General features: G+C 72.0%; 18 protein-coding genes, 1 tRNA gene, 1 other RNA gene and 1 pseudogene. 7 read left to right on the top strand and 14 right to left on the bottom strand.

Going from position 1 to position 22,275, the window contains the following annotated elements:
* Positions 1 to 179: 179 nt before the first annotated feature.
* From AC07FT_RS21105 to ffs, 7 genes are all read right to left on the bottom strand, one after another.
* Positions 180 to 1,259 (bottom strand): aspartate-semialdehyde dehydrogenase, encoded by a 1,080-nt coding sequence (locus AC07FT_RS21105; protein WP_479177581.1) that lies wholly within the window; start codon positions 1,257 to 1,259, stop codon positions 180 to 182.
* A complete protein-coding gene (locus AC07FT_RS21100; RefSeq protein WP_471191582.1) occupies positions 1,256 to 2,533 on the bottom strand; it encodes an aspartate kinase in 1,278 nt (425 codons plus the stop codon). The genes AC07FT_RS21105 and AC07FT_RS21100 overlap by 4 nt, the downstream gene beginning before the upstream one ends.
* Before the next feature lie 421 nt (positions 2,534 to 2,954).
* Positions 2,955 to 3,623, bottom strand: coding sequence for a DUF5063 domain-containing protein (locus AC07FT_RS21095; protein ID WP_471191585.1), 669 nt, complete (start codon positions 3,621 to 3,623; stop codon positions 2,955 to 2,957).
* Positions 3,616 to 4,215, bottom strand: coding sequence for a recombination mediator RecR (recR, locus tag AC07FT_RS21090; RefSeq protein ID WP_254740054.1), 600 nt, complete (start codon positions 4,213 to 4,215; stop codon positions 3,616 to 3,618). The genes AC07FT_RS21095 and recR overlap by 8 nt, the downstream gene beginning before the upstream one ends.
* 193 nt (positions 4,216 to 4,408) lie before the next feature.
* A complete protein-coding gene (locus AC07FT_RS21085) occupies positions 4,409 to 4,744 on the bottom strand; it encodes a YbaB/EbfC family nucleoid-associated protein (protein WP_201870403.1) in 336 nt (111 codons plus the stop codon).
* 435 nt (positions 4,745 to 5,179) lie between these two features.
* A complete protein-coding gene (locus AC07FT_RS21080; RefSeq protein ID WP_479177580.1) occupies positions 5,180 to 7,594 on the bottom strand; it encodes a DNA polymerase III subunit gamma and tau in 2,415 nt (804 codons plus the stop codon).
* A gap of 61 nt (positions 7,595 to 7,655) precedes the next feature.
* An RNA gene (ffs, locus tag AC07FT_RS21075) (signal recognition particle sRNA small type) lies at positions 7,656 to 7,750 on the bottom strand.
* Positions 7,751 to 7,824: 74 nt separating this feature from the next.
* Between ffs and AC07FT_RS21070 the strand changes: the two genes are divergently transcribed.
* Positions 7,825 to 7,912: transfer RNA gene (locus tag AC07FT_RS21070), tRNA-Ser, on the top strand.
* Positions 7,913 to 8,031: 119 nt separating this feature from the next.
* On the opposite strand, the pseudogene AC07FT_RS21065 reads toward AC07FT_RS21070, so the two are convergent.
* Positions 8,032 to 8,205 (bottom strand): annotated as a pseudogene (locus AC07FT_RS21065) (site-specific integrase); the annotation flags it as partial.
* A 12-nt stretch (positions 8,206 to 8,217) separates the two neighbouring features.
* Positions 8,218 to 9,159: a GlxA family transcriptional regulator gene (locus AC07FT_RS21060; protein ID WP_479177579.1), complete on the bottom strand. Its 942-nt coding sequence runs from the start codon at positions 9,157 to 9,159 to the stop codon at positions 8,218 to 8,220.
* Positions 9,160 to 9,338: 179 nt separating this feature from the next.
* Between AC07FT_RS21060 and AC07FT_RS21055 the strand changes: the two genes are divergently transcribed.
* The 5 genes from AC07FT_RS21055 to AC07FT_RS21035 all read left to right on the top strand — a co-directional run bounded on the left by AC07FT_RS21055 (position 9,339) and on the right by AC07FT_RS21035 (position 13,349).
* Complete coding sequence (locus AC07FT_RS21055; RefSeq protein ID WP_479177578.1) at positions 9,339 to 10,169, top strand: dienelactone hydrolase family protein; 831 nt, start codon at positions 9,339 to 9,341, stop codon at positions 10,167 to 10,169.
* 180 nt (positions 10,170 to 10,349) lie between these two features.
* On the top strand, positions 10,350 to 10,874 hold the full coding sequence (locus AC07FT_RS21050; protein ID WP_479177577.1) for a hypothetical protein: 525 nt from the start codon (positions 10,350 to 10,352) through the stop codon (positions 10,872 to 10,874).
* Positions 10,875 to 11,239: 365 nt separating this feature from the next.
* A complete protein-coding gene (locus tag AC07FT_RS21045) occupies positions 11,240 to 11,575 on the top strand; it encodes a beta/gamma crystallin domain-containing protein (RefSeq protein WP_479177576.1) in 336 nt (111 codons plus the stop codon).
* 213 nt (positions 11,576 to 11,788) lie between these two features.
* A complete protein-coding gene (locus AC07FT_RS21040; protein WP_471191608.1) occupies positions 11,789 to 12,211 on the top strand; it encodes a YciI family protein in 423 nt (140 codons plus the stop codon).
* On the top strand, positions 12,204 to 13,349 hold the full coding sequence (locus tag AC07FT_RS21035; RefSeq protein ID WP_479177575.1) for an RNA polymerase sigma factor: 1,146 nt from the start codon (positions 12,204 to 12,206) through the stop codon (positions 13,347 to 13,349). Before AC07FT_RS21040 ends, AC07FT_RS21035 begins: the two co-directional genes overlap by 8 nt.
* Before the next feature lie 76 nt (positions 13,350 to 13,425).
* Here the strand turns inward: AC07FT_RS21035 and AC07FT_RS21030 are convergent, their stop codons facing one another.
* The 4 genes from AC07FT_RS21030 to AC07FT_RS21015 form a co-directional block, all read right to left on the bottom strand.
* On the bottom strand, positions 13,426 to 14,625 hold the full coding sequence (locus AC07FT_RS21030) for an NAD(P)/FAD-dependent oxidoreductase (RefSeq protein ID WP_479177574.1): 1,200 nt from the start codon (positions 14,623 to 14,625) through the stop codon (positions 13,426 to 13,428).
* A 92-nt stretch (positions 14,626 to 14,717) separates the two neighbouring features.
* Entirely contained in the window at positions 14,718 to 15,662 is a 945-nt protein-coding gene (sigJ, locus tag AC07FT_RS21025; protein ID WP_479177573.1) for an RNA polymerase sigma factor SigJ, read from the bottom strand.
* Positions 15,663 to 15,857: 195 nt separating this feature from the next.
* A complete protein-coding gene (locus tag AC07FT_RS21020) occupies positions 15,858 to 16,811 on the bottom strand; it encodes a hypothetical protein (RefSeq protein ID WP_479177572.1) in 954 nt (317 codons plus the stop codon).
* A 95-nt stretch (positions 16,812 to 16,906) separates the two neighbouring features.
* Entirely contained in the window at positions 16,907 to 18,433 is a 1,527-nt protein-coding gene (locus AC07FT_RS21015) for an amino acid permease (protein WP_479177571.1), read from the bottom strand.
* Between the two features lie 574 nt (positions 18,434 to 19,007).
* Between AC07FT_RS21015 and AC07FT_RS21010 the strand changes: the two genes are divergently transcribed.
* Positions 19,008 to 20,408: an NAD-binding protein gene (locus AC07FT_RS21010; RefSeq protein WP_479177570.1), complete on the top strand. Its 1,401-nt coding sequence runs from the start codon at positions 19,008 to 19,010 to the stop codon at positions 20,406 to 20,408.
* A gap of 67 nt (positions 20,409 to 20,475) precedes the next feature.
* Here the strand turns inward: AC07FT_RS21010 and AC07FT_RS21005 are convergent, their stop codons facing one another.
* Positions 20,476 to 22,116, bottom strand: coding sequence for a PucR family transcriptional regulator (locus tag AC07FT_RS21005; RefSeq protein ID WP_471191628.1), 1,641 nt, complete (start codon positions 22,114 to 22,116; stop codon positions 20,476 to 20,478).
* Between the last annotated feature and the right edge of the window lie 159 nt (positions 22,117 to 22,275).

Here is a 22,275-nt window from a genome sequence, read left to right as displayed (position 1 = left end):
GTCATCGGCCCAGGTCATCGGAGCCCGGCCGGTCACATGCGCACAGGATATTCACAAGCCGCCGTGAGGTGCGCTGCGGAAACGTCACTTTACGCCGTCGTCCCGCAACGGTGAGCGGCGGCCCAGGCGGGCGGCGGCCCCAGGGAGGGGAAGGCGGAACGAGTGGAGGGGGCGGGGCGTCAGGCTCCGGTGAACTCCGCGGCCACGACCTCCGCGATCTGCGCGGTGTTGAGCGCGGCGCCCTTCCGCAGGTTGTCCCCGCAGACGAACAGCTCCAGCGCCTTCGGGTCGTCCAGCGAACGCCGCACCCGGCCCACCCACGTCGGATCGGTGCCCACGACATCGGCCGGGGTGGGGAATTCGCCCTCCGCCGGGTTGTCGCAGAGCACCACACCCGGCGCGGCCGCCAGGATCTCGTGCGCCGCCGCCACCGTCACCTCGTTCTCGAACCGCGCGTGCACGGCGAGCGAATGCGTGGTGATGACGGGAACGCGCACGCAGGTCGCGGTGACCCGCAGCTCGGGCAGGCCCAGGATCTTGCGCGACTCGTTGCGCACCTTCAGCTCCTCGGAGGACCAGCCGTCCTCCATGAGCGAGCCCGCGAACGGCACCACGTTGAGCGCCATCGGCGCGGGGAACGGGCCGGTCTCGCCGACCGCGCGCCGTACGTCCCCGGGATGCGTGCCCAGGTCCGTACCGGCGACCAGCGCCAGCTGCTCGCGCAGGGTGTCGACGCCTTCCTTGCCCGCGCCGGAAACCGCCTGGTACGAGGAGACGATCAGCTCGCTCAGCCCGAACTCGGCGTGCAGCGCGCCCAGCGCGACGATCATCGACAGGGTGGTGCAGTTGGGGTTGGAGATGATGCCGCGCGGGCGGACCCGTGCCGCGTGCGCGTTCACCTCCGGGACGACCAGGGGGACGTCCGGGTCCATCCGGAAGGCACCGGAGTTGTCGACGGCGACCGCGCCCTTGCCGACCGCGATCGGTGCCCACTGCGCCGAGACCTCGTCCGGCACGTCGAACATCGCGACGTCGACGCCCTCGAACGCCTCCTCGCTCAGTGCGACGACCTCGACCTGCTCTCCCCGGACGGTCAGCTTCCGTCCGGCGGAACGCGGTGAGGCGATCAGCCGGATCTCGCCCCAGATGTCCGCGCGCTCGGAGAGGATCGAGAGCATGACGGTGCCGACGGCGCCGGTCGCGCCGACGACAGCGAGCGTCGGCTTCCGGCCACCGGCGGCACCGCCAGCACGTGTCATCGGCCGGTCCCTCCGTACACGACGGCCTCGACGCTGTCACTGTCCAGGCCGAACGCGCTGTGCACGGCGACGACCGCGTCCTTCACGTCATCGGCGCGGGTGACCACCGAGATGCGGATCTCGGACGTCGAGATCAGCTCGATGTTGACCCCGGCGTTCGACAGCGCCTCGAAGAAGGTCGCGGTGACGCCCGGGTTGGTGCGCATACCGGCACCGACCAGCGAGATCTTGGCGACCTGGTCGTCGTAGCGCAGCGAGTCGAAGCCGATCACGGTCTTCGCCTTGGTCAGCGCCTCCATCGCCTTGTGGCCGTCCGTCTTGGGCAGCGTGAAGGAGATGTCGGTCAGACCGGTCGACGCGGCGGAGACGTTCTGCACCACCATGTCGATGTTGATCTCCGCGTCGGAGATGGTGCGGAAGATGGCCGCGGCCTCACCCGGCTTGTCCGGCACGCCGACGACCGTGACCTTCGCCTCGGACGTGTCGTGCGCGACCCCGGAGATGATCGCCTGCTCCATGCCTTCTTCTCCTTCTGGCGCTTCCGGCCTGCGCACCCAGGTGCCGACATGACCGGAGAAAGACGACCGCACGTGGATCGGGATGTCGTAACGGCGCGCGTACTCGACGCAGCGCAGATGCAACACCTTGGAGCCGCTCGCCGCGAGCTCCAGCATGTCCTCGTACGGAATCTCGTTGATCTTGCGAGCCTTCTTCACCACGCGCGGATCGGCGGTGAACACGCCGTCCACGTCGGTGTAGATCTCGCACACCTCGGCCTCCAGGGCCGCGGCAAGGGCCACCGCGGTGGTGTCCGAGCCGCCCCGGCCGAGCGTGGTGATGTCCTTGCTCTCCTGGGACACGCCCTGGAAGCCCGCGACGATCGCGACGGCGCCCTGCTCGACCGCGTCACGGATGCGGCCCGGGGTGACGTCGATGATCCGCGCTTTGTTGTGGACCGCGTCGGTGATGACTCCCGCCTGGCTGCCGGTGAACGACAGCGCCTCGTGACCCAGGTTTTTGATCGCCATCGCCAGCAGGGCCATGGAGATCCGCTCACCCGCGGTCAGCAGCATGTCGAACTCGCGGCCGGTGGGGATCGGGGATACCTGCTCGGCGAGATCGATCAGCTCGTCCGTCGTGTCGCCCATGGCGGAAACCACGACAACGACCTGGTGGCCGTTCTTCTTGGCTTCCACGATTCGCTTGGCAACCCGCTTGATGCCCTCGGCATCGGCAACGGAGGAGCCTCCGTACTTCTGCACGACAAGGCCCACGTGCGCTCCTCGCAGCTCTCAATAATGCGGTCGGCTCATTTTAACGAGCGGCCGGAATTTGCCGTTCCAAATGTCACATGGCGAGACACATGCCTCACTCAGTGATCAGCTGGACCAGGGGGACCAGGAGGATCAGGCGGTACATCGTCCAGGTACCGGCGTCTCTCCCCGCATCCCACACCACTCGCTCAGCGACGAACCCTGCCCGCTTCCGGGCGATGCATACAGGAACGTAATTCAGCTCACAGAGGGGGACGGGGGGTGGACAGGCGGTGGACGATCACTGAGACGGCCCTGCGCACAGGCTTGCGCGCCGTGGCGGGGCCGGTCCGGGGACCGTTTTCGCACCGTCTCCGGACCCAGGGCTGGTGCCCGCCTCAGCAACCGTCCGGCGCCGGCTCAGCACTGGCTCAGCACCGGCTCAGCGCTGGACGGAGCGGATGCCGAGCGGTGCCGCGATCTCGGCCGCCATGACCCGTCCCGCCGCCTCGGCGAGCTCCTCGTCACCGCCGGAGGCACCGGTGTCCGTGTCCAGCCCGTCCAGCTCGTCCAGCGGGCTGTCCAGCCGGACGTGCGCGACGAGCGACTGGAGGGCGCGCAGCGCGGCGGAGGCCATCGTTCCCCAGTTGGACAGATAGGAGAACTGCCACCACCACAGGGCCTCGTTGATCCGGCCCTCGCGGTAGTGGGCCATCCCGTGCCGCAGATCGGTGATGATCCCGGCCAGGTCGTCGGAGATCCGGCTGGCGACGGGCTCGGCGCGCGGTACGTAGGGGTCGAAGACCTCCGAGTACACATCGACCGGCTCCAGCAGCTGGGCGAACCGCTCCCGCAGCTCGTCGACGTCCGGCTCGGGACCGGTGTCGGGCTCGTACCGCTCGTCCGGGACGAAGTCCTCGTGCGCCCCGAGCCGCCCGCCCGCCAGCAGCAGCTGGGACAGTTCGAGCAGCAGGAACGGCACAGCGCTGTCCGGTTCGTCACCCTTGGCGACTTCGGTGACCGCGACGATGAAACTCTCGATCTGGTCGGCGATCTGGACCGCGAAGTCGTCCGGATCCGGATGGGCGTCGTGCAGCGTTGCGTCAGACATCGAGAAGTCTTCTCCCTTCGAAGGCACGACCCAGCGTGACCTCGTCGGCGTACTCCAGGTCCCCCCCGACTGGGAGACCACTGGCCAGGCGTGTGACCTTCAAACCCATGGGTTTGACCATGCGCGCGAGGTACGTGGCGGTGGCTTCGCCCTCCAGGTTCGGATCGGTGGCCAGGATGAGTTCGGTGACCGTCCCGTCCGCGAGCCGGGCCAACAGCTCCCTGATCCGCAGATCGTCCGGTCCCACACCCTCGATCGGGCTGATCGCTCCGCCGAGCACGTGGTAGCGACCGCGGAACTCGCGAGTCCGCTCGATCGCCACCACATCCTTCGGCTCCTCGACCACACAGATGACCGCCGGGTCGCGGCGCGGGTCCTGGCAGACCCGGCACTGCTCGGACTCGGCGACGTTCCCGCACACCGCGCAGAACCGCACCTTGTCCTTGACCTCGGTCAGCGCGTGAGCGAGGCGGCGGACGTCGGTCGGCTCGGACTGGAGGATGTGGAAGGCGATCCGCTGAGCGCTCTTGGGACCGACGCCGGGCAGCCTGCCCAACTCGTCGATCAGGTCCTGGACCACGCCCTCGTACACGCCTTCATCCAATCTCGCGCCGCCGCGCGGTGGCTGTACTTCATATGAATATTCGAAATATTCAGTTTCTCCGCCCGGACGGAGCCGTGAGGCTCCGGTGGAGCACCCCGAGCCGACCCCCGATCCCGTCCCCCGTTTCGCGGCCTCGGGCCCTCAGGCGCTCAGGCCCTCGGTGCTTCGACGCCTCGGTGCCTCAGAAGGGGAGGCCCGGCATTCCGCCCAGCCCCTGGGCGAGCGGGCCGAGCTTCTGCTGCTGGAGCTCCTGCGCGGCGTGGTTCGCGTCGCGGACGGCCGCGACGACGAGATCCGCGAGGGTCTCCGTGTCCTCAGGATCCACGGCCTTGGGATCGATGACCAGGCCCTGGAGCTCACCGGCACCGGTCACCGTCGCCTTCACCAGACCACCGCCCGAGGAACCCTCGACAGGGGTCCGGGCCAGCTCCTCCTGGGCCGCGGCGAGGTCCTGCTGCATCTTCTGAGCCTGCTGCAGCAACTGCTGCATATTCGGCTGCCCACCACCGGGGATCACGGCTTCGCTCCTGGCTGTCGACGGTCGTTCTGTCGTTCCTTCGATAGCCCGAGCCTACGTGCTCGGAGGGCACCTCGCTCTACGCCGTACGGAGGAGAGCCGGGGGTGGGGGTCATACGGAATGGCGAGGCGGCGCGGGGCCCTCGCCGACGCCGTGGCAAGGGCCTCCCGGGCCCGTGGCGCGGGGCCCGGCGGCCCTCTCAGGGGGCGTACGGGGTACCGCGGCGGCGCCCTGGGGCGGGGCGGTCGCGGAGGCGCGCGAGGGGGCTCCGTCGCGGGCCCCGGTGGCGGCGGCGAGGGAACCGCGGTAGGGGCCGCCACCTGTCGTGGCCTCGGGGCGGAGGCGCGGGTCCGGGACCGGGGGCCGGAGGGAACGGAGGCGGCCCGGGGCCGGGGCCAGGGGGCCGGAGGGAACGGGGGCGGCCCGGGGCCGGCCTACTCGTTCACGATCTCGTCGATGACCGTGGCGCCCAGCTCGCGCACGATGAGGTCGTGCCCGCTCAGCGCGGTGTCGTCGAGATCCGGATCGTCCTCGGCCGGGACGTCGTCCTCCGGCGGGATGGGCGGCGGTTCGGGCTCCCGGTACGCCGATGACTCGGCGGGCGGGCCCCCTGCCCCGGGCCGGGGGGCGGACTCGGGCGCGGTGGGCGCGGGAGCGCTCGGCCGGGGCGCGGACGGCTGCGGCGCCGCGGGCTGACCACCGCCGAAGCCACCGCCCGCGGGACCCGCGCCACCTCCGCCGAAGCCACCGGCGTTGCCGGAACCGCCGCCGTAGCCGCCACCGGGTCCACCGGAGCCGAATCCGCCGGAACCTCCCGGACCGCTCGCACCACCGGCACCGCCACCGCCGGAGGGATCGACGATGGCCTCGATCCGCCACTGCACACCGATGGCATCGCTGAGGGCCTGCCGCAGCACGTCCTCGCTGCCACCACTGACGAAGCTGTCGCGCGCACCGGCGTTGGAGAAGCCGATCTGGAGGGTGGTGCCGTCGAACCCGGACACCGTGGCGTTCTGACTCAGCAGGATCCAGGTGAAACGACGGCGGTTCTTGACCGCCTCCAGGATGTCCGGCCACATCTGGCGGACCTGGACCGCGCCTTGAGCCATGTTCGGCGCGTTCTGCGCCGGGGCCGCGGGAGCGGCGGGGCCGGTGGACTGCTGGTGAGGTGCGGGGGCGGACGGCTGGGCGGGCGGGGCGCCGCCACCGGCCGGGGCGGCCGTGGGCCAGCCGCCGGGCTGGCGGCCCGAGCCCGCGCCGTCCGCCCCGGGGCGGGCACCGCCGGAACCGGGCGACGAGGCGGTGGGCCAGGCACCGGGCCGGCCCGCGGCGGCGGGGGCGGGCGCGGAGGGCGCGGGCGCGGACGGCGCCGCGGGTGCCGCGGCCGCCGGGGGCTGCTGGGCGCCGGAGGGCCATGTGCCGGGGGCGGGCGCGGACGGCTCCTCGGGTCCTTCCGGTCCGGGAGAAGCGGGAGCCTCGGGGGCAGGCGCCTGGGCCGCTGGAGGCGCCGGGGGCTGAGCCGGGGCCGGACCCCGGCCGCCCATCGCGGCGCGCGCGGCGGCCGGCCCGGCTCCCGGATCGACCGGACCATGGGCATCGGGTCCGGGGACATAGCCCATCCCGGGCGAAGCGGCGGCCGTCGCACCACCGGCGGCGGCCATGCCGCCGCCACCGCCGAGACCGCCCGCCAGGGCGCCCCGCTCGAGCCGCTCGAGCCGCGACTGCACCGACCGCTCGTCGTCGAAGGCGGCGGGCAGCAGCACCCGCGCACAGATCAACTCCAGCTGGAGCCGCGGTGAGGTGGCGCCCCGCATCTCCGTGAGCCCCTCGTTGACGAGGTCGGCCGCACGGCTCAGCTCGGCACCGCCGAAGACCGACGCCTGCGCCTGCATCCGCTCGACCACATCGGCCGGGGCGTCGATGAGCCCCTTCTGCGCCGCGTCCGGCACGGCCGCGAGGATCACCAGATCGCGCAGCCGCTCCAGCAGATCGGCGACGAAGCGCCGCGGGTCGTTGCCCCCCTCGATCACACGGTTGACGACCTCGAAGGCGGCGGCGCCGTCCGTCGCCGCGAACGCGTCGACGATCGAGTCCAGCAGCGAGCCGTCCGTATAACCGAGCAGCGAGGTGGCCATGGCGTACGTCACACCGTCGTCGGCCGCGCCCGCGAGCAGCTGGTCCATGACCGACATCGAGTCACGGACGGACCCCGCACCGGCTCGCACCACCAGCGGCAGCACACCCTCCTCGACCGGAATGGCCTCCCGTCCGCAGACCTCGCCGAGGTAGTCGCGGAGCGTCCCGGGCGGCACGAGCCGGAAGGGGTAGTGGTGGGTGCGCGACCGGATGGTGCCGATGACCTTCTCGGGCTCGGTGGTCGCGAAGATGAACTTGAGGTGCTCCGGGGGCTCCTCGACCACCTTCAGCAGGGCGTTGAACCCCGCCGAGGTGACCATGTGCGCCTCGTCGATGATGTAGATCTTGTAACGACTGGACGCGGGCCCGAAGAACGCCTTCTCGCGCAGCTCCCGCGCATCGTCCACACCACCGTGGGACGCGGCGTCGATCTCGATGACGTCGATCGACCCCGGGCCGTTCCGCGCGAGGTCCTGACACGACTGGCACTCCCCGCACGGCGCCGGGGTCGGGCCCTTCTCGCAGTTCAGACAGCGGGCCAGGATGCGCGCGCTGGTCGTCTTGCCACAGCCCCGCGGACCGCTGAACAGATACGCGTGATTGACCCTGTTGTTGCGCAGCGCCTGCTGCAACGGGCCGGTGACATGCTCCTGCCCGATGACCTCCGCGAAGGTCTCGGGGCGGTAGCGGCGGTACAGCGCGAGGGACGACACGCTTACGACGATATCGGGGCCCGCCGACAACCGAAGCCGCCCGCTCCCCCGCCCCCACAACGCAAGGGCCCCCCACGCACCCGCCAGAGCCCACTTACCCTTGCTGCCTTCCGGCCCTGGGGGAGTTCGGTGAGATAGCGCCACGTGAGGGGCTGGCCCCCACCCTAGCGGATGGATCCGGGTGGGAACGAGTTCGCGAGCACGGCATCCGGTCTTGTATTGTTCTCGGCGGAGGATTCGCCTAGAGGCCTAGGGCGCACGCTTGGAAAGCGTGTTGGGGGCAACCCCTCACGAGTTCGAATCTCGTATCCTCCGCCAGTGCCTCACCGGGCACGATGTCGAAGGGCCCCACCGCTCGCGGTGGGGCCCTTCGACATGTCGTGGTCTCATCTTTGGTCCCACTGGGCCGCGGAGGAGCCCCACAGCTTCTCCCCGACCATGATCGCGTCCACGATCACATCCGGGACGCCGAGCGGCAGCAGGACCGTTCCCGCAGTGTGACGTGCATCATGAAGAAGGCCGGGCGGAGGGGCCCGCCCCTCCCGCTGTTCCTCCTGGCGCTGCCGAAGCAGCTTGATCAACGGATCGGGGAGGCCGACCGTGCGCCGTCCGCGGCCGGTGGTCTACGTCGGCGCGGAACCGCCGCGGTGGTCGCGCCGGCGGCGGAATCTCGCGCGGTACTCCCGTGGCCGCTGCCCCGTGTGCCGGGCGAAGATGCCGCCGAACGTCCCGGTGTCGCGGTACCCGACCTCGCCGGCGATGTCCGTGACGGTCCTGTCGGTCGCCTCCAGCAGATGCGTGGCGCGGCGCACCCGGGCCTTGTGGAGGTACGCGAGGGGTGATTCGCCCGCCTCGTCGCCGAAGCGGCGGAGCATCGTGCGCGTGCTGACATGGAACTCACGGGCGAGCGCCGAGAGGTCGTAGCGTGCCGCGAGATCCTGGTCGAGCCGGCGTTTGACGCCCAGTGAGAAGTCCCTGCCCGTGGTCGGTATGAGCGCCGGGTCGACGTAGGGCGCCTGGGTGGAGCGTGCGTCGTCGACCAGGGCGATGCGCGCAGTACCGCGGGCGACACCGGGGCCGTCGTGTTCGCGTATCAGCTGGAGCGCGAAGTCGTACATGGCGCTGAACGCCGCCGTGGTCGTCACTCCGCGGTCCGTCACGACCAGGGCCTCCCGGCGCAGCCGCACATCGGCGTACCGCCGGGCGAACCGGTCCGCGTACAGCCACGACGTGGTGGCCTCGCGCCCGGCGAGCAGCCCGGCTTCGGCGAGCAGGTAGGCGCCGACGCAGATCGACACGACGGCGGTGCCCGAGGCCGCCTGCGCTCGGATCGCGGCGACCTCCGGGGCCAGCCGGGCGAGGGTCGCGTCGACATCGAGCGCGGGCGGCAGCTCGAAACCCGGCACGATCAGGACGTCCACGGGGCGTAGGGCACGGACGTCGAGGGACGATCCGCCGGACGCGGTCACCCGGCGGCGTGGCGAGACGACCGAGGTCTCGTAGCCCGGCCGGGGTTCCCCGTGCGCCGTCGCGACATGCGTGGCCATGGCCAGCAGGTCGGGCACGCCGTACACCTCCGAGGCGAAGCAGCCCGGGAAGGCCAGCACACCAACCCGCAGTGGACTCGGTGGACTCAGTGGACCCATACGCACCCCCGATCGCCGCTGAACGGTGGCGAGATTACCGGGATACCTGTCGATCCCGCCGCTTCCCAGGGGGTGAGCGGCTCAGCATCATCGTGCTCATGGCGATCAGAAGAGGGCAGCGCGATGACCCCCTGGACGACTTCACACGGCGGACCGTGACGGTCGACGGCATCGAAAAGACCGTGTATGTCACCGGGGTGGGTCCGGCGGTCGTCCTCATGCCGGAGATGCCGGGCATCAGCCCCGACGTCGCGCGGCTCGCGCGCTGGACGCGTGACGCCGGATTCTCCGTGTACCTGCCGTCCCTCTTCGGCGTCGACGGTGCCCACCCGCTCGCCGAGGCCCGCGACACCGTGGTCCGACGGGCCTGTGTCAGCGCCGAGTTCAGGGCGTTCGCCGGCGGTGGCACCAGTCCTGTCGTCGGTTGGCTGCGCGGGCTCGCCCGCCTCGCGCACGCCGAGTGCGGCGGGGCGGGGGTCGGGGCCGTGGGGCTGTGCTTCACCGGGAACTTCGCGCTGAGCATGACGCTCGAACCCGCCGTCATCGCCCCTGTGGTCAACCATCCGTCCCTGCCGCTCGACAGCGCCGGTGAGCTGGAGCTCGGCGACGAGGACGCGGTTGCCGTGGCCGAGCGGGTGGCCCGGGACGGGCTGAAGGTGCTCGCCTACCGCTTCGAGGGCGACACGTGGTGCACGGGGCGGCGGTTCGCCGCGTACCGGGCACTGCTCGGGGACGCCTTCGACGGCCGCGTACTCGACCCCCGGACGGCGCACCCGGATCCTCCGCCCTTCTTCCGCGATGTCGTCGGCTGCGCGCACAGCGTCGTGACGGCGCATCTCGTGGACGAGGAAGGTCATCCGACCCTGCGGGCCAGGGACGAGATCATCGCCTTCCTCGCCGAGCGGCTCGGGACACCGCAGGCGCCATAGACCGGCGATCCGCCACCCCACGGGGGTGGGCGGCGGATCGCCGTCGGTCCGGGACCGGGCCGGTCACTGGATGCCGAGGAGCCGCCGGGCGACGGCACGATATGGGCCACCCACGGCCGGGCAGGACCTACGAGCCGATCGTGCCGAAGCACCACACCCACGACCCGCAGGAGCGCCGCGGTGGAGAGCAGGTTGCAGCAGAGGCTCAGGGAGCGCAGGGAGAAGGCTGCCCTGGCGGAGATCGAGCGTGGGCTCGGTGAGCTGCGTACCGGACGCGCGGTGGACGCCCGCGCGATACCCGGCTGGGTCGCGGAGGCTGTCAGCCGGACGTGGGACATCTTCACGGAGCCGCAGGAGACGCTGCCCGATGACGTGCCGCCGGCCCGGCTCGACACGTGGGTCGAGGAGTTGCTCATCGCCCATGGCGTCACCGACCGCGTTCTCGTGGCGAGTCATCTCAGAAGCGTGCCGTGGCTGGAGTGTCATAGGCCCGCGCACGGATGGATGGCACAGGTCCGTGAGGCGATGGAGGAGCCGTGGATATTCCTCTCGGGAGCGCTCGACACGATCGTCGTCGTGACCGAGTCCGAGTACTTCTACGAAGCCCATATCGGTCGTGACGTCCGCACGGAAGACGGAGAATCCGACACGACGTGTCGCTCCGCGTCCGACGCCGAAAGCACCCGGGAATTGAAGGACCCGTAAACCACTCGCCGGAACAGTCCGGGCAGTGCGTTCACCGAGGCATTGACCGTGCTCGCGGAGCGCCGGGGTTCGATGGCGGGGAAGCCGGGTATACCGGGGAAGGCGTCCTGCGGGGTCGGTAGCGGTGGAGGCTCCCACCTCGGCGTATACCGCGGTTTCGGCGTCGGTGACGTGGACGGTGACTCCCGGTGGGACCGTCACCGCGCCCGCTCTTTACTCCACCCTCCATGGCCGGACGGAGCTCCATATCCGTTTCCTAGTGGTTTCCCCAGTAGCTCTTGCCGCAGGCAAGTACGGGGCCAGCGAAAGGAAATTGCGCGGCTAGCCTGGCACGCGCAATTGACCAAAGCATAGGAGAGCGCTCCATGAAGGCCCCACTCAAGCGAATTTTGGCCACTGCCATCGGCACGGTTGCCCTGTCCGCGCTCATTCCCATGAGTTCGGCGGCGGCGATCAGCCGTACGGAGTGCGGTAGCCGCACGGACTTCCTCAAAATCACCAACTACAATGGCTCCGCTTCGCTCTGCTACGCCAACTCGGGCGAGCGGAGTGTTCACATCTACGACGTGGACCACGTGAATTCGGGGAACAACCGGGTCGACGTCATTCTTGGCGGCACGAAGTACCACCTCGAGAAGAACCGGTCGATCGTCGACATCGAGGGCCTGGACCAGGAACTGACCTGGATCAAGATCTACTAAGGGCTTCCAGCTCTCAGGGGGCGTCGATGGCCTCCGCGATGTCCCGGACACGATGCCGGGTCGCGGGGGCCATCGGCCGGTCCACGGCCGTTGCGCCGCCTCGGAGAACCGCGAGAAAAAAGTTCGGGCCGCCATGTCGAGAACCCGCGTCCGGCTCCGTCCCCGGTGTGAAGGCGACCACAATGGGTCGCACCAGCACCGAGGAGAACCACGATGGCCAAGTACCTGCTGCTGAAGCACTACCGCGGAGCCCCGGCACCGGTGAACGACGTTCCCATGGACCAGTGGACGCCGGAGGAGATCTCGGCCCACGTGCAGTACATGAACGACTTCGCGGCCCGGCTCGAGAAGACCGGTGAGTTCGTCGACGGTCAGGCGCTCGCCCCCGAGGGGGCGTGGGTCCGGTACGACGGAGAGGGCCGCCCGCCGGTCACCGACGGTCCGTTCGCCGAGACCAAGGACCTCATCGCCGGCTGGATGGTGATCGACGTCGACACCTACGAGCGCGCCGTCGAGCTGGCCGGGGAGCTGTCGGCCGCGCCGGGGAAGGGCGGGAAGCCGATCCACGAATGGCTCGAGGTACGTCCGTTCCTCACCGCGGCACCCACCGTCGCCGACTGCCACGCCGGTGGATGAGGCCCTGCTCCGAAGCCTCACACCAGGTGTCCTCGGGATCCTCGTCCGCCGCGGAGCCGACTTCGCGGCGGCCGAGGACGCCGTCCAGGACGCGCTGGTCGAGGCGGTCCGCGTCTGGCCCGCCGACCCACCGCGGGACCCCAAGGGCTGGCTGGTCACCGTGGCCTGGCGGCGGTTCCTCGACGCGACCCGGGCGGACGCCGCCCGCCGCCGGCGTGAGGACCTCGTCGACGAGGAGCCGGAACCCGGTCCCGTGCCCTCGGTGGACGACACGCTCCGGCTGTACTTCCTGTGCGCCCATCCGTCGCTGACGCCGTCGTCCGCGGTCGCGCTCACCCTGCGCGCCGTGGGCGGGCTCACCACCCGCCAGATCGCCCGGGCCTACCTGGTGCCCGAGGCGACGATGGCGCAGCGCATCAGCCGTGCCAAACGCACCGTCTCGGGCGTGCGGTTCGACCAGCCCGGCGATGTGGCGACCGTGCTGCGCGTTCTCTATCTGGTCTTCAACGAGGGCTACTCCGGTGATGTCGACCTCGCCGCCGAGGCGATCCGGCTCACCCGGCAGCTCGCAGCCGTGATCGACCACCCCGAGGTGGCGGGGCTGCTCGCCCTGATGCTGCTCCACCACGCCCGGCGCGCCACCCGGACCGCGCCGGACGGCAGCCTGGTGCCGCTCGCCGAGCAGGACCGCGGCCGGTGGGACACCGGGGCGATCGCCGAGGGCGTCGGGATCCTGCAGTCGGCGCTCGCCCGTGACCGGCTGGGGGAGTTCCAGGCCCAGGCCGCGATCGCGGCGCTCCACGCGGACGCGCCCACCGCCGGGGAGACCGACTGGGTGCAGATCGTCGAGTGGTACGACGAGCTCGCGCGGCTGACCGACAACCCGGTCGTCCGGCTCAACCGCGCGGTGGCCGTCGGAGAGGCCGACGGACCGCGCGCCGGACTGGCGGCGCTCGCGGAGCTGGACGACTCCCTGCCCCGCCACACCGCGGTGGCGGCCTATCTCCACGAGCGGGACGGAGACCTGGCGACGGCGGCCCGGCTGTACACCGAGGCGGCCCGGAAGGCGCCCAGCCTCACCGAACGGGACCACCTGACACGCCAGGCCGCCCGGCTCAACACCCGCCCGTCCCGCTGACGGGCCGCACCCGCCCGCCTCCCGGGGGCCGCCGGACCGGACGCTCCCGCCCCCCAGCGCCCGGGCGCCGGGCGCGTCAGGCCGGGGTCCCGGCCGCCGCACCCGCGGCGGGAGCCGTCTGCCGCACGATGCGGCGTCGCCGGACCGGTATCCCGAGCGTCGGGTTGGCGACGCTCCAGGCGGCGCCCTTGCAGACCAGTTCCTTGTAGGCGGCGGCGAGCCGTCCCGTCAGGGCCGCCCGGACGGCGCGGTCGTCCGCGGTGACGTACTGGATCAGCCCTTCCCGGCGGCCCAGCGACACGCACTGGTTGAAGTAGCGCGGCGTTGCGTCCGGCGTCTTCCCCCCGGTCAGCCGCGCCGCGATGGCGTCGGCGGCCTGCCATGCCATCGGGGTGCCCGAGGCGCATGACATGCGCAGCGGCTTGTCGCCGGGGCCCATCGCCATGGCGGCGTCGCCGACGGCGTACACATCCGGGTGCGAGACCGAGCGCATGGTCCCGTCGACCACGATCTGGCCGGTGCCGGTGACCTCCAGGGTGGTGGCCCGGGCGATCGGGTGGACCGCGAAACCGGTGGTCCACACGGTGACCGCGGCCGGGACGGACGTACCGTCGGCCAGGGTGACGCGGTCGGCCCCGACGCCGGTGACGGCGGCGTGCTCGTGCGCGGTGATGCCCAGCTCGGCGAAGACCTTCCGCAGGTGATCGCGGCCCTTGGGGGAGAGCCAGTCGCCCAGGCCGCCGCGGGCGGCGAGGCTGACGTCGAGCTCCGGGCGGGCCTCGGCGATCTCGGTCGCGGCCTCCAGTCCGGTGAGGCCGCCGCCGACCACGACCACGGACTGTCCGGCGTCCAGCCGGGCCAGGCGCTCGCGCAGCCGGAGCGCTCCGGCGCGGCCCGCGATGTCATGGGCGTGCTCGGCCGTGCCGGGGACGCCCTGGTCGTCCCAGCCGCTGCCGAGGGCGTACACGAGGGTGTCGTACGCCAGCTCCTCGGCACCGTGGGCGGCGGTGACCGCGACGGTCCGGCGGTCGACGTCGACACCGGTGACCTCGGCGAGCTTCAGGGTGACGCCGGTGCCCGCGAACATCGCGCTCAGGGGCCGGGGCGCCAGCTCCTGGCCGACGGCGAGCTGGTGCATCCGGACGCGCTCGACGAAGTCGGGCCCGGCGTTGACGAGGGTGATGGCGACGTCTTCGCGGTGCAGCCGCTTGGCGAGGCGCCCGGCCGCGATGGCTCCGGTGTATCCGGCTCCGAGGACGACGATGCGGTGCTGCATTTCTGACTCCTGTCGTGGACGGATTCGCCCCTTGAACCGGGCGGCCCGCCGATTCCTGACAGGATCGCGATGTGAAGCACCTCACATCGCGGTCAGAAGGCCGTGAGCAGGGGTTCCCCGTGGTCCCCGGACGCCCAGCGCTCCGTCGCGCGCTCCAGCTTGTCGGGGTTGGCCTGGTTGCGGAACGCGGCGATGCCGTCGGTGGTGATCTCCAGGCACATGACGCCGACGACCCGGTCGCCGACCACCACCACAAGGGCCGGGCCCCCGTTGGCGGTCGTGACGTGGATGTCGGGCGAGCCGCCCACCAGGGCGCGCTTGGCCTGGCTGGGTTTGAACAGGCCCCGCATGAACTTCGCCACCGCGAGGGCGCCCTCGAACGCCTTGGTGCGGGCCGGGACCTTCCCGCCGCCGTCGCCGACCGCGAAGGAGTCCTCGGTGAGCAGCCGCACGAGCGGCTCGGTCCGGCCGCTGGTGGCGGCCGCGAGGAACTCGTCGATGATCCGCCGGGCGGTCTCCTCGTCGACCTCGGTGCGTGCCTTGCCCTCCGCGACGTGCTTCTTGGCCCGGTGGAAGATCTGCTGGCTGGCGGCCACGCTGATGTCGAGGATCTCGGCGATCTCCCCGTGCGGGTAGGCGAAGGCCTCCCGCAGCACGTACACCGCCCGCTCGTCGGGGGAGAGCCGCTCCAGCAGGGCAAGGACCGCGTACGAGACCGATTCGCGCTGTTCGGCGGTGTCGGCCGGGCCGAGCATCGGGTCCCCGGCCAGCAGCGGCTCGGGGAGCCACTGGCCCACGTAGGTCTCGCGCCGCGCGCGGGCCGAGGTGAGCTGGTTGAGGCACAGATTGGTGAGGACCTTCGTCAACCAGGCCTCGGGGACCTCGATCCGGTCGACGTCGGCGGACTGCCAGCGCAGGAACGTCTCCTGCGCGGCGTCCTCGGCCTCGCTCGCGGAGCCGAGGAGCCGATAGGCGATGGCCTCCAGACGGGGCCTGGAAGCCTCGAACCGCTCGACGTCGTTCATGGTCAGGGCCATGGCCCGGATCCTAGTCCGGCCCGGCGGCGGCGGAGAGGGGTTCAGTCGTCGTCAGGTCGCCGGGGACGCGCCGGGCCCAGGGCCTCCCACAGGCGGCGCGGTTCGTTCCGCCGCTTCCGGTCCGCCCTGCGGGAATGCGCGGGGAAGGACGACCGGTGGAGGGCCCGGGCGTGGTGCTCCGGGCCCTCATGGCGGCTAAGAGGCCGTGTTCACCAGACGCTCGTACTGCTGCGAGAAGCGTTCCAGCGGGTCACCCTCGGCGTTCCAGGGCCAGGGGGTCGCCACGCCCGTGGTGGCGCGGAGTGCGGTCGCGGCCTCGTCCATACGGACGGACTTGACCAGGGCGAAGGCCAGGACGTTGAGGTCGGCCAGGGCCGTCGCGTGGCGGAAGAAACCGGGGCGGGGCCAGTCCTGGGCGGCGCGGTCGAGGACCGAGGCCACTTCGGGGCGGCGCCAGTGGTCACCCGCGCTGATCGCCGCCAGCCCGCCGGTGGCCACGGCGCGCTGGTGGCCGCGGACGATCGAGGTCATCTCCAGTCCGGCGGCGGGGGCGTCGGCGGGCATGCCGTAGCGGATCGAGTCGAGCAGATCGACGACCTGCACGGTGGAACCGCATTCGTCCGGGGAGAGATAGCCCAGCGCCTGGAGGTGCGCCTCGCGGTTCCAGGGGTCGCGGGCCTTGATCTCCTTCCAGACCGCGGACAGTTCCTGGTAGGGCCGTCGCTCATGGCGCAGCGTGGCCAGGTACACCACCCACGGGGTGGGGTCGGCGGGGAGCAGATCGGCGGCCTGGAGACAGGTGGCGCGGGCCTCGCCGAGATCGGCGGAGGAGCCCTGCCTGCCCGCCTGGACCAGCTCCGACCAGGCGTGCAGCAGTAAGGCGTGCTGGTCGCGCGGCTGGTGGCGGCGCCAGATCCCGGGCAGCGCCCGCCCGGCGGCCGCGGCGAGCACACCGAGCCGGTGTGCCTTGCGGTCCCAGTCCTCCCCGGCGTCCTCGATCACCCGGGACACCTGGGCGGTCACGGTGGTGTCGAGTTCACCGCGGACCCAGCTCTTCCCGAGGCGCTGCCGGACGCGGCCGAGGGGGACGTCGTCGAGTTCGGGGGCCAGACGGGGGCGGCTGCCCTTGCGTCGTCTGAAGACGGGCATCTCGGTCGGCGACCTTCCAGTGGTGGGGGGAGGCCGGCGGTGTGCCCCCGCACACCGCCGGCCCTCGGGTGTTCACCCCGGCCGCCGCACTTCGGCTACCGGGCCGTGGCGCTGTCCTCCTCGGTGGCGGTGGCGGTGGCGATTCCCGCGGCGTCGTCGGCGGAGGCGGTGGCGGTGTGCGGGCGGATGCGCTCGCGGACCAGTGCGATGGCGACCACCAGGGCGGCGATCAGCACGGACAGCAGCACCTGGATCCTTCCTCCGCCCTCACTGTCGTCGGTGAGCATGTAGACGAGCACAAACGAGATCATCCCGATCGTCACCCACGTGAGATAGGGGAACAACCACATCCGCACCAAGAGCTTCCTAGGATCCTCGCGAAGGATGATGCCCCGCATCCTCAGCTGGGAGAAGCAGATCACCAGCCACACGAACAGCGCGACGGCACCGGAGGAGTTCAGCAGGAACTGGAACACGGTCTCCGGCCACATGTAGTTGAAGCCGACCGCGACGAACCCGAAGACCACCGAGGCGAGGATCGCGGTCTGCGGGACACCGCGGGAGTTGGTCCGGGCGAAGGCCGCGGGGGCGTCGGCACGCTGGCCGAGCGAGAAGGCCATCCGGGAGGCGGTGTAGAGACCGGAGTTGAGGCAGGAGAGCACGGCGGTCAGCACGATGACGTTCATGACCTGACCGGCGTGCGGAATGCCCATCACGTCCAGCGCGGCGACGTAACTGCCCTTGTCCGCGATGGCCTTGGAGTCCCACGGCAGGACGGACACCACGACCAGGATCGAGCCGAGGTAGAAGACGCCCACCCGCCAGATCACGCTGTTGGTGGCCTTGGTGACCGCGCGCTGCGGGTTCTCGGACTCACCGGCGGCCAGCGTGACGATCTCGCTGCCCATGAAGGAGAAGACCACCAGCAGCACGCCGTTGAGGATCGCGCTCGGACCGTGCGGCAGGAAGCCGCCGTGTTCGGTGAGGTTGCCGAAGCCGCTCGCGGCGCCCTCGGAGCCGGGCAGCACACCGGCGATGGCCAGGGAGCCCAGGATGATGAAGGCGGCGATGGCGACGACCTTGATGCCCGCGAACCAGAACTCGAACTCGCCGAAGGAGCCGACCGACGCGAGGTTCGTGGCGGTCAGCAGGACCATCACGATCAGCGCCCAGGCCCACTGCGGAACGGACGGTACCCAGCTCTCCAGGATGACCGCGCCCGCGGTCGCCTCCACGGCCAGCACCACGACCCAGAAGAACCAGTACAGCCAGCCGATCGAGAAGCCCGCCCAGCGGCCGAGCGCCCGGTCCGCGTAGGCGGAGAACGAGCCGGAGGTGGGGTTGGCCGCCGCCATCTCGCCGAGCATCCGCATCACGAACACGACCAGCGCGCCGACCAGGGCGTAGGACAGCAGGATGCCGGGGCCGACGGCGTCGATACCGGACGCGGAGCCGACGAAGAGGCCCGCGCCGATGACACCGCCGACAGCGATCATGGACAGATGGCGGTTCTTGAGACCGCTCTGGAGCCCCGATCCATGCGGGGCGCCACCGCCCGGAGGCCCGGCGGAGCCGGCGGGCGAGGAGGGAGAAGCCACGGAAGCAGGGGGACGTGCAGTCATCTCGACATCCATTGCGTGGTGGGTGGGCGTTTCGGGGGTCCGGCGGCCGGGGCGCGGCGATCGGCGGTGCGCATGAGAGGGAAGACCGGCCGGTGAGTCCGGGCTCGGGTCCGCGGGCCGGGGCCCGGAGTCAGGTTCCGGAGCCCGGGACCCGGAGTCCGGGGCCCGAGGTGCAGGCCCGGAAGGCCCGGGCGTGAAGCGGCTGTGCCGACGGGCGACGGCCCGTGTGTCCGCGGGTCGCTCGGCCTCCTTGCGGGAGCTCCTTGTGGGAGATGAACCACAGCGACTCGGGATGAATGTGCGCAAGCGTAGGCAGGGGTCCGCGGCGGCGTACCTGTGAAGTTCGCCAACATCCCGGCCGAGGACTGTGCGAACGGCCAATGCGGTCACGGGATGCCGTGGACTCCGGGGGTCCGGACACCCCGGCCCGGTGACCGGGACGGACCGGGGCAACGTACGGCCGCACAACGCGGCGGCCGCCACCTTGGCCCGCCGCACAGCATGCCGGGCCCCGCGGCCGCCCTAGCGTGAGGACCCGAGCCGCACCGGACGCAGGAGCCCCAGGGAGCACGCCATGGAAACGTACGAGGGCGGGGATCCGGGCCCCGGCGACCGGATCGTGGTCATCGGCGCCACGACCCTGGCACGGCGGGTCTGCGCGGCGGTCACGGAGAACGGCCGCCCCGTACAGCACCTCACCGCCCCCGACGACCAGGAGCTGCGCCGGGCGCTCGGGATACGGCCCGCCGGGGTCGCGGTGCTCGTCGGCGACGATCTGTCCGCCCTGCGCTACGCCCTGGCGGTACGGCACGTCTGCGACACCGTGCGGATCGTCGCCACGGTCTTCGACCGCACCGTGGCCCGGCAGCTCCAGTCGCTGCTGCGGCGGTGCGTGACGGTCTCCCCCGCCGACCTGCTGGCCCCGTCGCTGGCCGGGCCGTGTGTGGGACGCGGTGTGCTGGCGGTGTGGGACGACGGGCCGGACGGCCCGGTGGCGGTCGTCCGCCGGGCCGACGGCCGGCTGGCGCGCACGGCCTGGCGGCCGGCCGCGGCGGCGCGGCGGCGCGCCGTGTTCGGGCGGCTGCGCGGCCAGTTGCAGCCCCATGACGCGGACGCCCGGCTGCTGCTCATCGGACTGCTCGGCATCGCCGCGGTGCTGGCGCTGGACTGGCTGTGGCTGGTGACCGCCTTCCACCGGCCCGCCGGCACGGCCTTCCTGGAGGCCGCCCGGGTCGTCGCCGGGGTCGGACCCGCCGTTCCGCATGAGGGCCATCCGGGATACGAGGTGGTGTCCGGGGTGGCGATGCTGGTGACGGTCGGCTTCACCGCCCTGCTCACCGCGGGCATCGTGGACCGGCTGCTCGGCGCCCGGCTGGTGGGGGTGCTGGGGCGGCGGGTGCTGCCGCGGGCGGGGCATGTGATCGTCGTGGGGCTCGGACAGGTGGGGCTGCGGCTGTGCCAGACGCTCCGTCAGGTGGGGGTACCGGTCATCGGGGTGGAGCGGGAACCCGCCGCGCCCAACCTCCGGCTGGCCCGTGCGATGCGGATCCCCGTGGTGCTCGCGCACGGCGAGGACCGCGAGGTGCTCGCCCGGCTCGGCCTGGCCCGTGCGGACGCGCTCGCCGCGGTCGGTTCGGAGGAGCTCGACAACATCGCGGTCGCCGTGGCCGCCCACGGGGTGGCCCCGGAGGTCCGGGTGGTCCTGCGGGCCGGTGAGGACGAGGCGATCGCCGAGACCCGCGCACTGCTCCCCCTCGGTCTGACCCGCGACATCACCCGCACCAGCGCCGCCTATGTCACCGCTCGGCTGACCGGCCTCGCCCCGCGCCGCGTGGTGGCCGACGCCGACTGCGACTACGTCGATCTGCCGGACCGCGGTCTGACCGCCTGGCCGGTCCCGGCGCGCGACGACTGCGACCACGTCCCCGCCGCGCCGGTGGTGATCCCGGGCCCCGCCCCGTCCGGCAGGCCGTGACGGTCACCGTCACCTCACGGCCCGCGGCGGCAACGGGACAGCGGCCGCCCCGGCCCGGGGCCCGGGCTCAGCTCTCGGCCGGCGGGAGCCGGAGCTGGAGCATGGCCAGCAGGCGCTGGTCGGCGCGGGTGAGATCGAGGCCGGTGAGTTCTTCGGCGCGGCGGATGCGGTAGCGGAGGGTGTTGGGGTGGACGTGGAGTTCGGCCGCGGCCGCGCGGACGTCGCCGAACGCGTTCAGATAGGCCAGGATCGACGCCGCGAGCTGCCCCCGGTGGCGGGTGTCATGGTCGACGACGGCGGTCAGCCGGGGGTCACGGATCCCGGGCCGTTCGGCGAGCAGCCCGAGGATCTCGCTGACCAGCACCTCCGCCTGGATGTCCGGCAGCGCCGCGACCGTCGTGGCCACCCCGGTGCGCACCATCGCGTCGAGGATGCGGTCCGCCTCACGGCGTGAGCCGGGGACATCGGCAAGCCCCGGGACGATACGGCCGACCGAGCCGCGCAGCGGCAGGCCCAGGTGGCGGTGGGCCGCCTCGACGATCTCCTCGGCCCAGCTCCGCAGCGTCCCCAGGTCGATGCTGCGCGGAAGCTGGGGCAGCAGCACGTAGATGCGCTGGTCGAGCGGGGTGACCAGGGCGCTGCGATGACGGGCGGCGGTGTGGACGGAGATCAGGTTGGTGACCTCGGTCCGGGCCAGTTCCGGTCCGGTCGCCTCCGCGGTGCCGTAGGAGAAGCCGAGGACGGCGGCGGGGCGGCCCGGATCCACGCCCACGTGGGTCGCGAGCGGCTGCGGTCCGGTGCTGCCCTCCAGGAGTCCGGCCGAGAGGGTCGCGGTGAGCGTGACGTCGGCGGACAGCTCACGGCGCCGCCGCACCAGATGGAGCGCGGCGACGCGGGCGGCCCCGGTGAGCGCCTGCTCGGAGCGCTCGGTCAGCGGTGCCGCGCCCTCCTGCACCCAGATGGTGCCGAGCTGCCGGTCGCCGGACCGCACCGCCACCGCGAGCCGGCGGCGGATGCCCAGTTCCGGGTGGCTGTCGATGGAGATGACCTCGTCGGAGGCGCGCAGCCGCTGGAACACGCCCCAGCGGCGCAGCCGGGACAGATACGCCTCCGGGCCCTGCCAGCCGAGGATGGAGAGCCGCCGCAGGTCGTCGACCTCGTCGGAGTCGGTGGAACGGGAGTACGCGAGCACGCGGTTGGCGGTGTCCTCGATGCTGACGATGCCGCCGGTGAGCACGGCGGTGGTCTGGGCGAGCGAGAACAGGTCGCCCTCGCCCTCCTCGTACCCCTCCGCGTCCCGGTCGAGCGGAATGTCCTCCAGCGCCGCGCGGGCCAGGGCGTCCACCTGTTCCCAGCGCGCCTCGCGCCGTACGGAGAGCAGGGCGACCCCGGCCTCGACGGCGGCCTCGGAGAGCGCCGCGGCCTGGCCGGGGCTGTCGACCTTGACCGCGACGGCGGCGGCTCCGCCGCGTCCGCCGGCCCGCAGCGCGGGAAGGGCGGCCCGGCCGCGGACGCCGATGGCGAGGACCAGTTCCGCGGGGTGGGCGACCGGTTCGTCCTCGGGGTCGAGCAGCGCCACACCGCGGATGGGTACGTCGAGCCCGGCGGGGGCGGCCTGGAGCTCCACCAGGGGTTCGCCGAGGGACATCAGCAGCTGGCGCAGGCTGACACCGCTGCCGGAGTGGAGCGCCCCGTCCGCTGGATCCATGATCGACGCCTCTTGCCGCTGGGGTCGGGGCCCGGCCTCGTACCGGACTGCCGTGCCGTCACGGACCGTGCCGCCGTGCACCGTGGTGCCACCGAACGTGGTGCCACCGCGCACCGGCGCGGGTCCGTTCCGCCGCACTGGGGGAACGACGCCCACAGT

It is taken from the genome of Streptomyces sp. NPDC045899, from assembly GCF_056431485.1.
The sequence above is the reverse complement of the archived record's forward strand: the minus strand, read 5'-3'. Positions and strand labels throughout refer to the sequence as shown.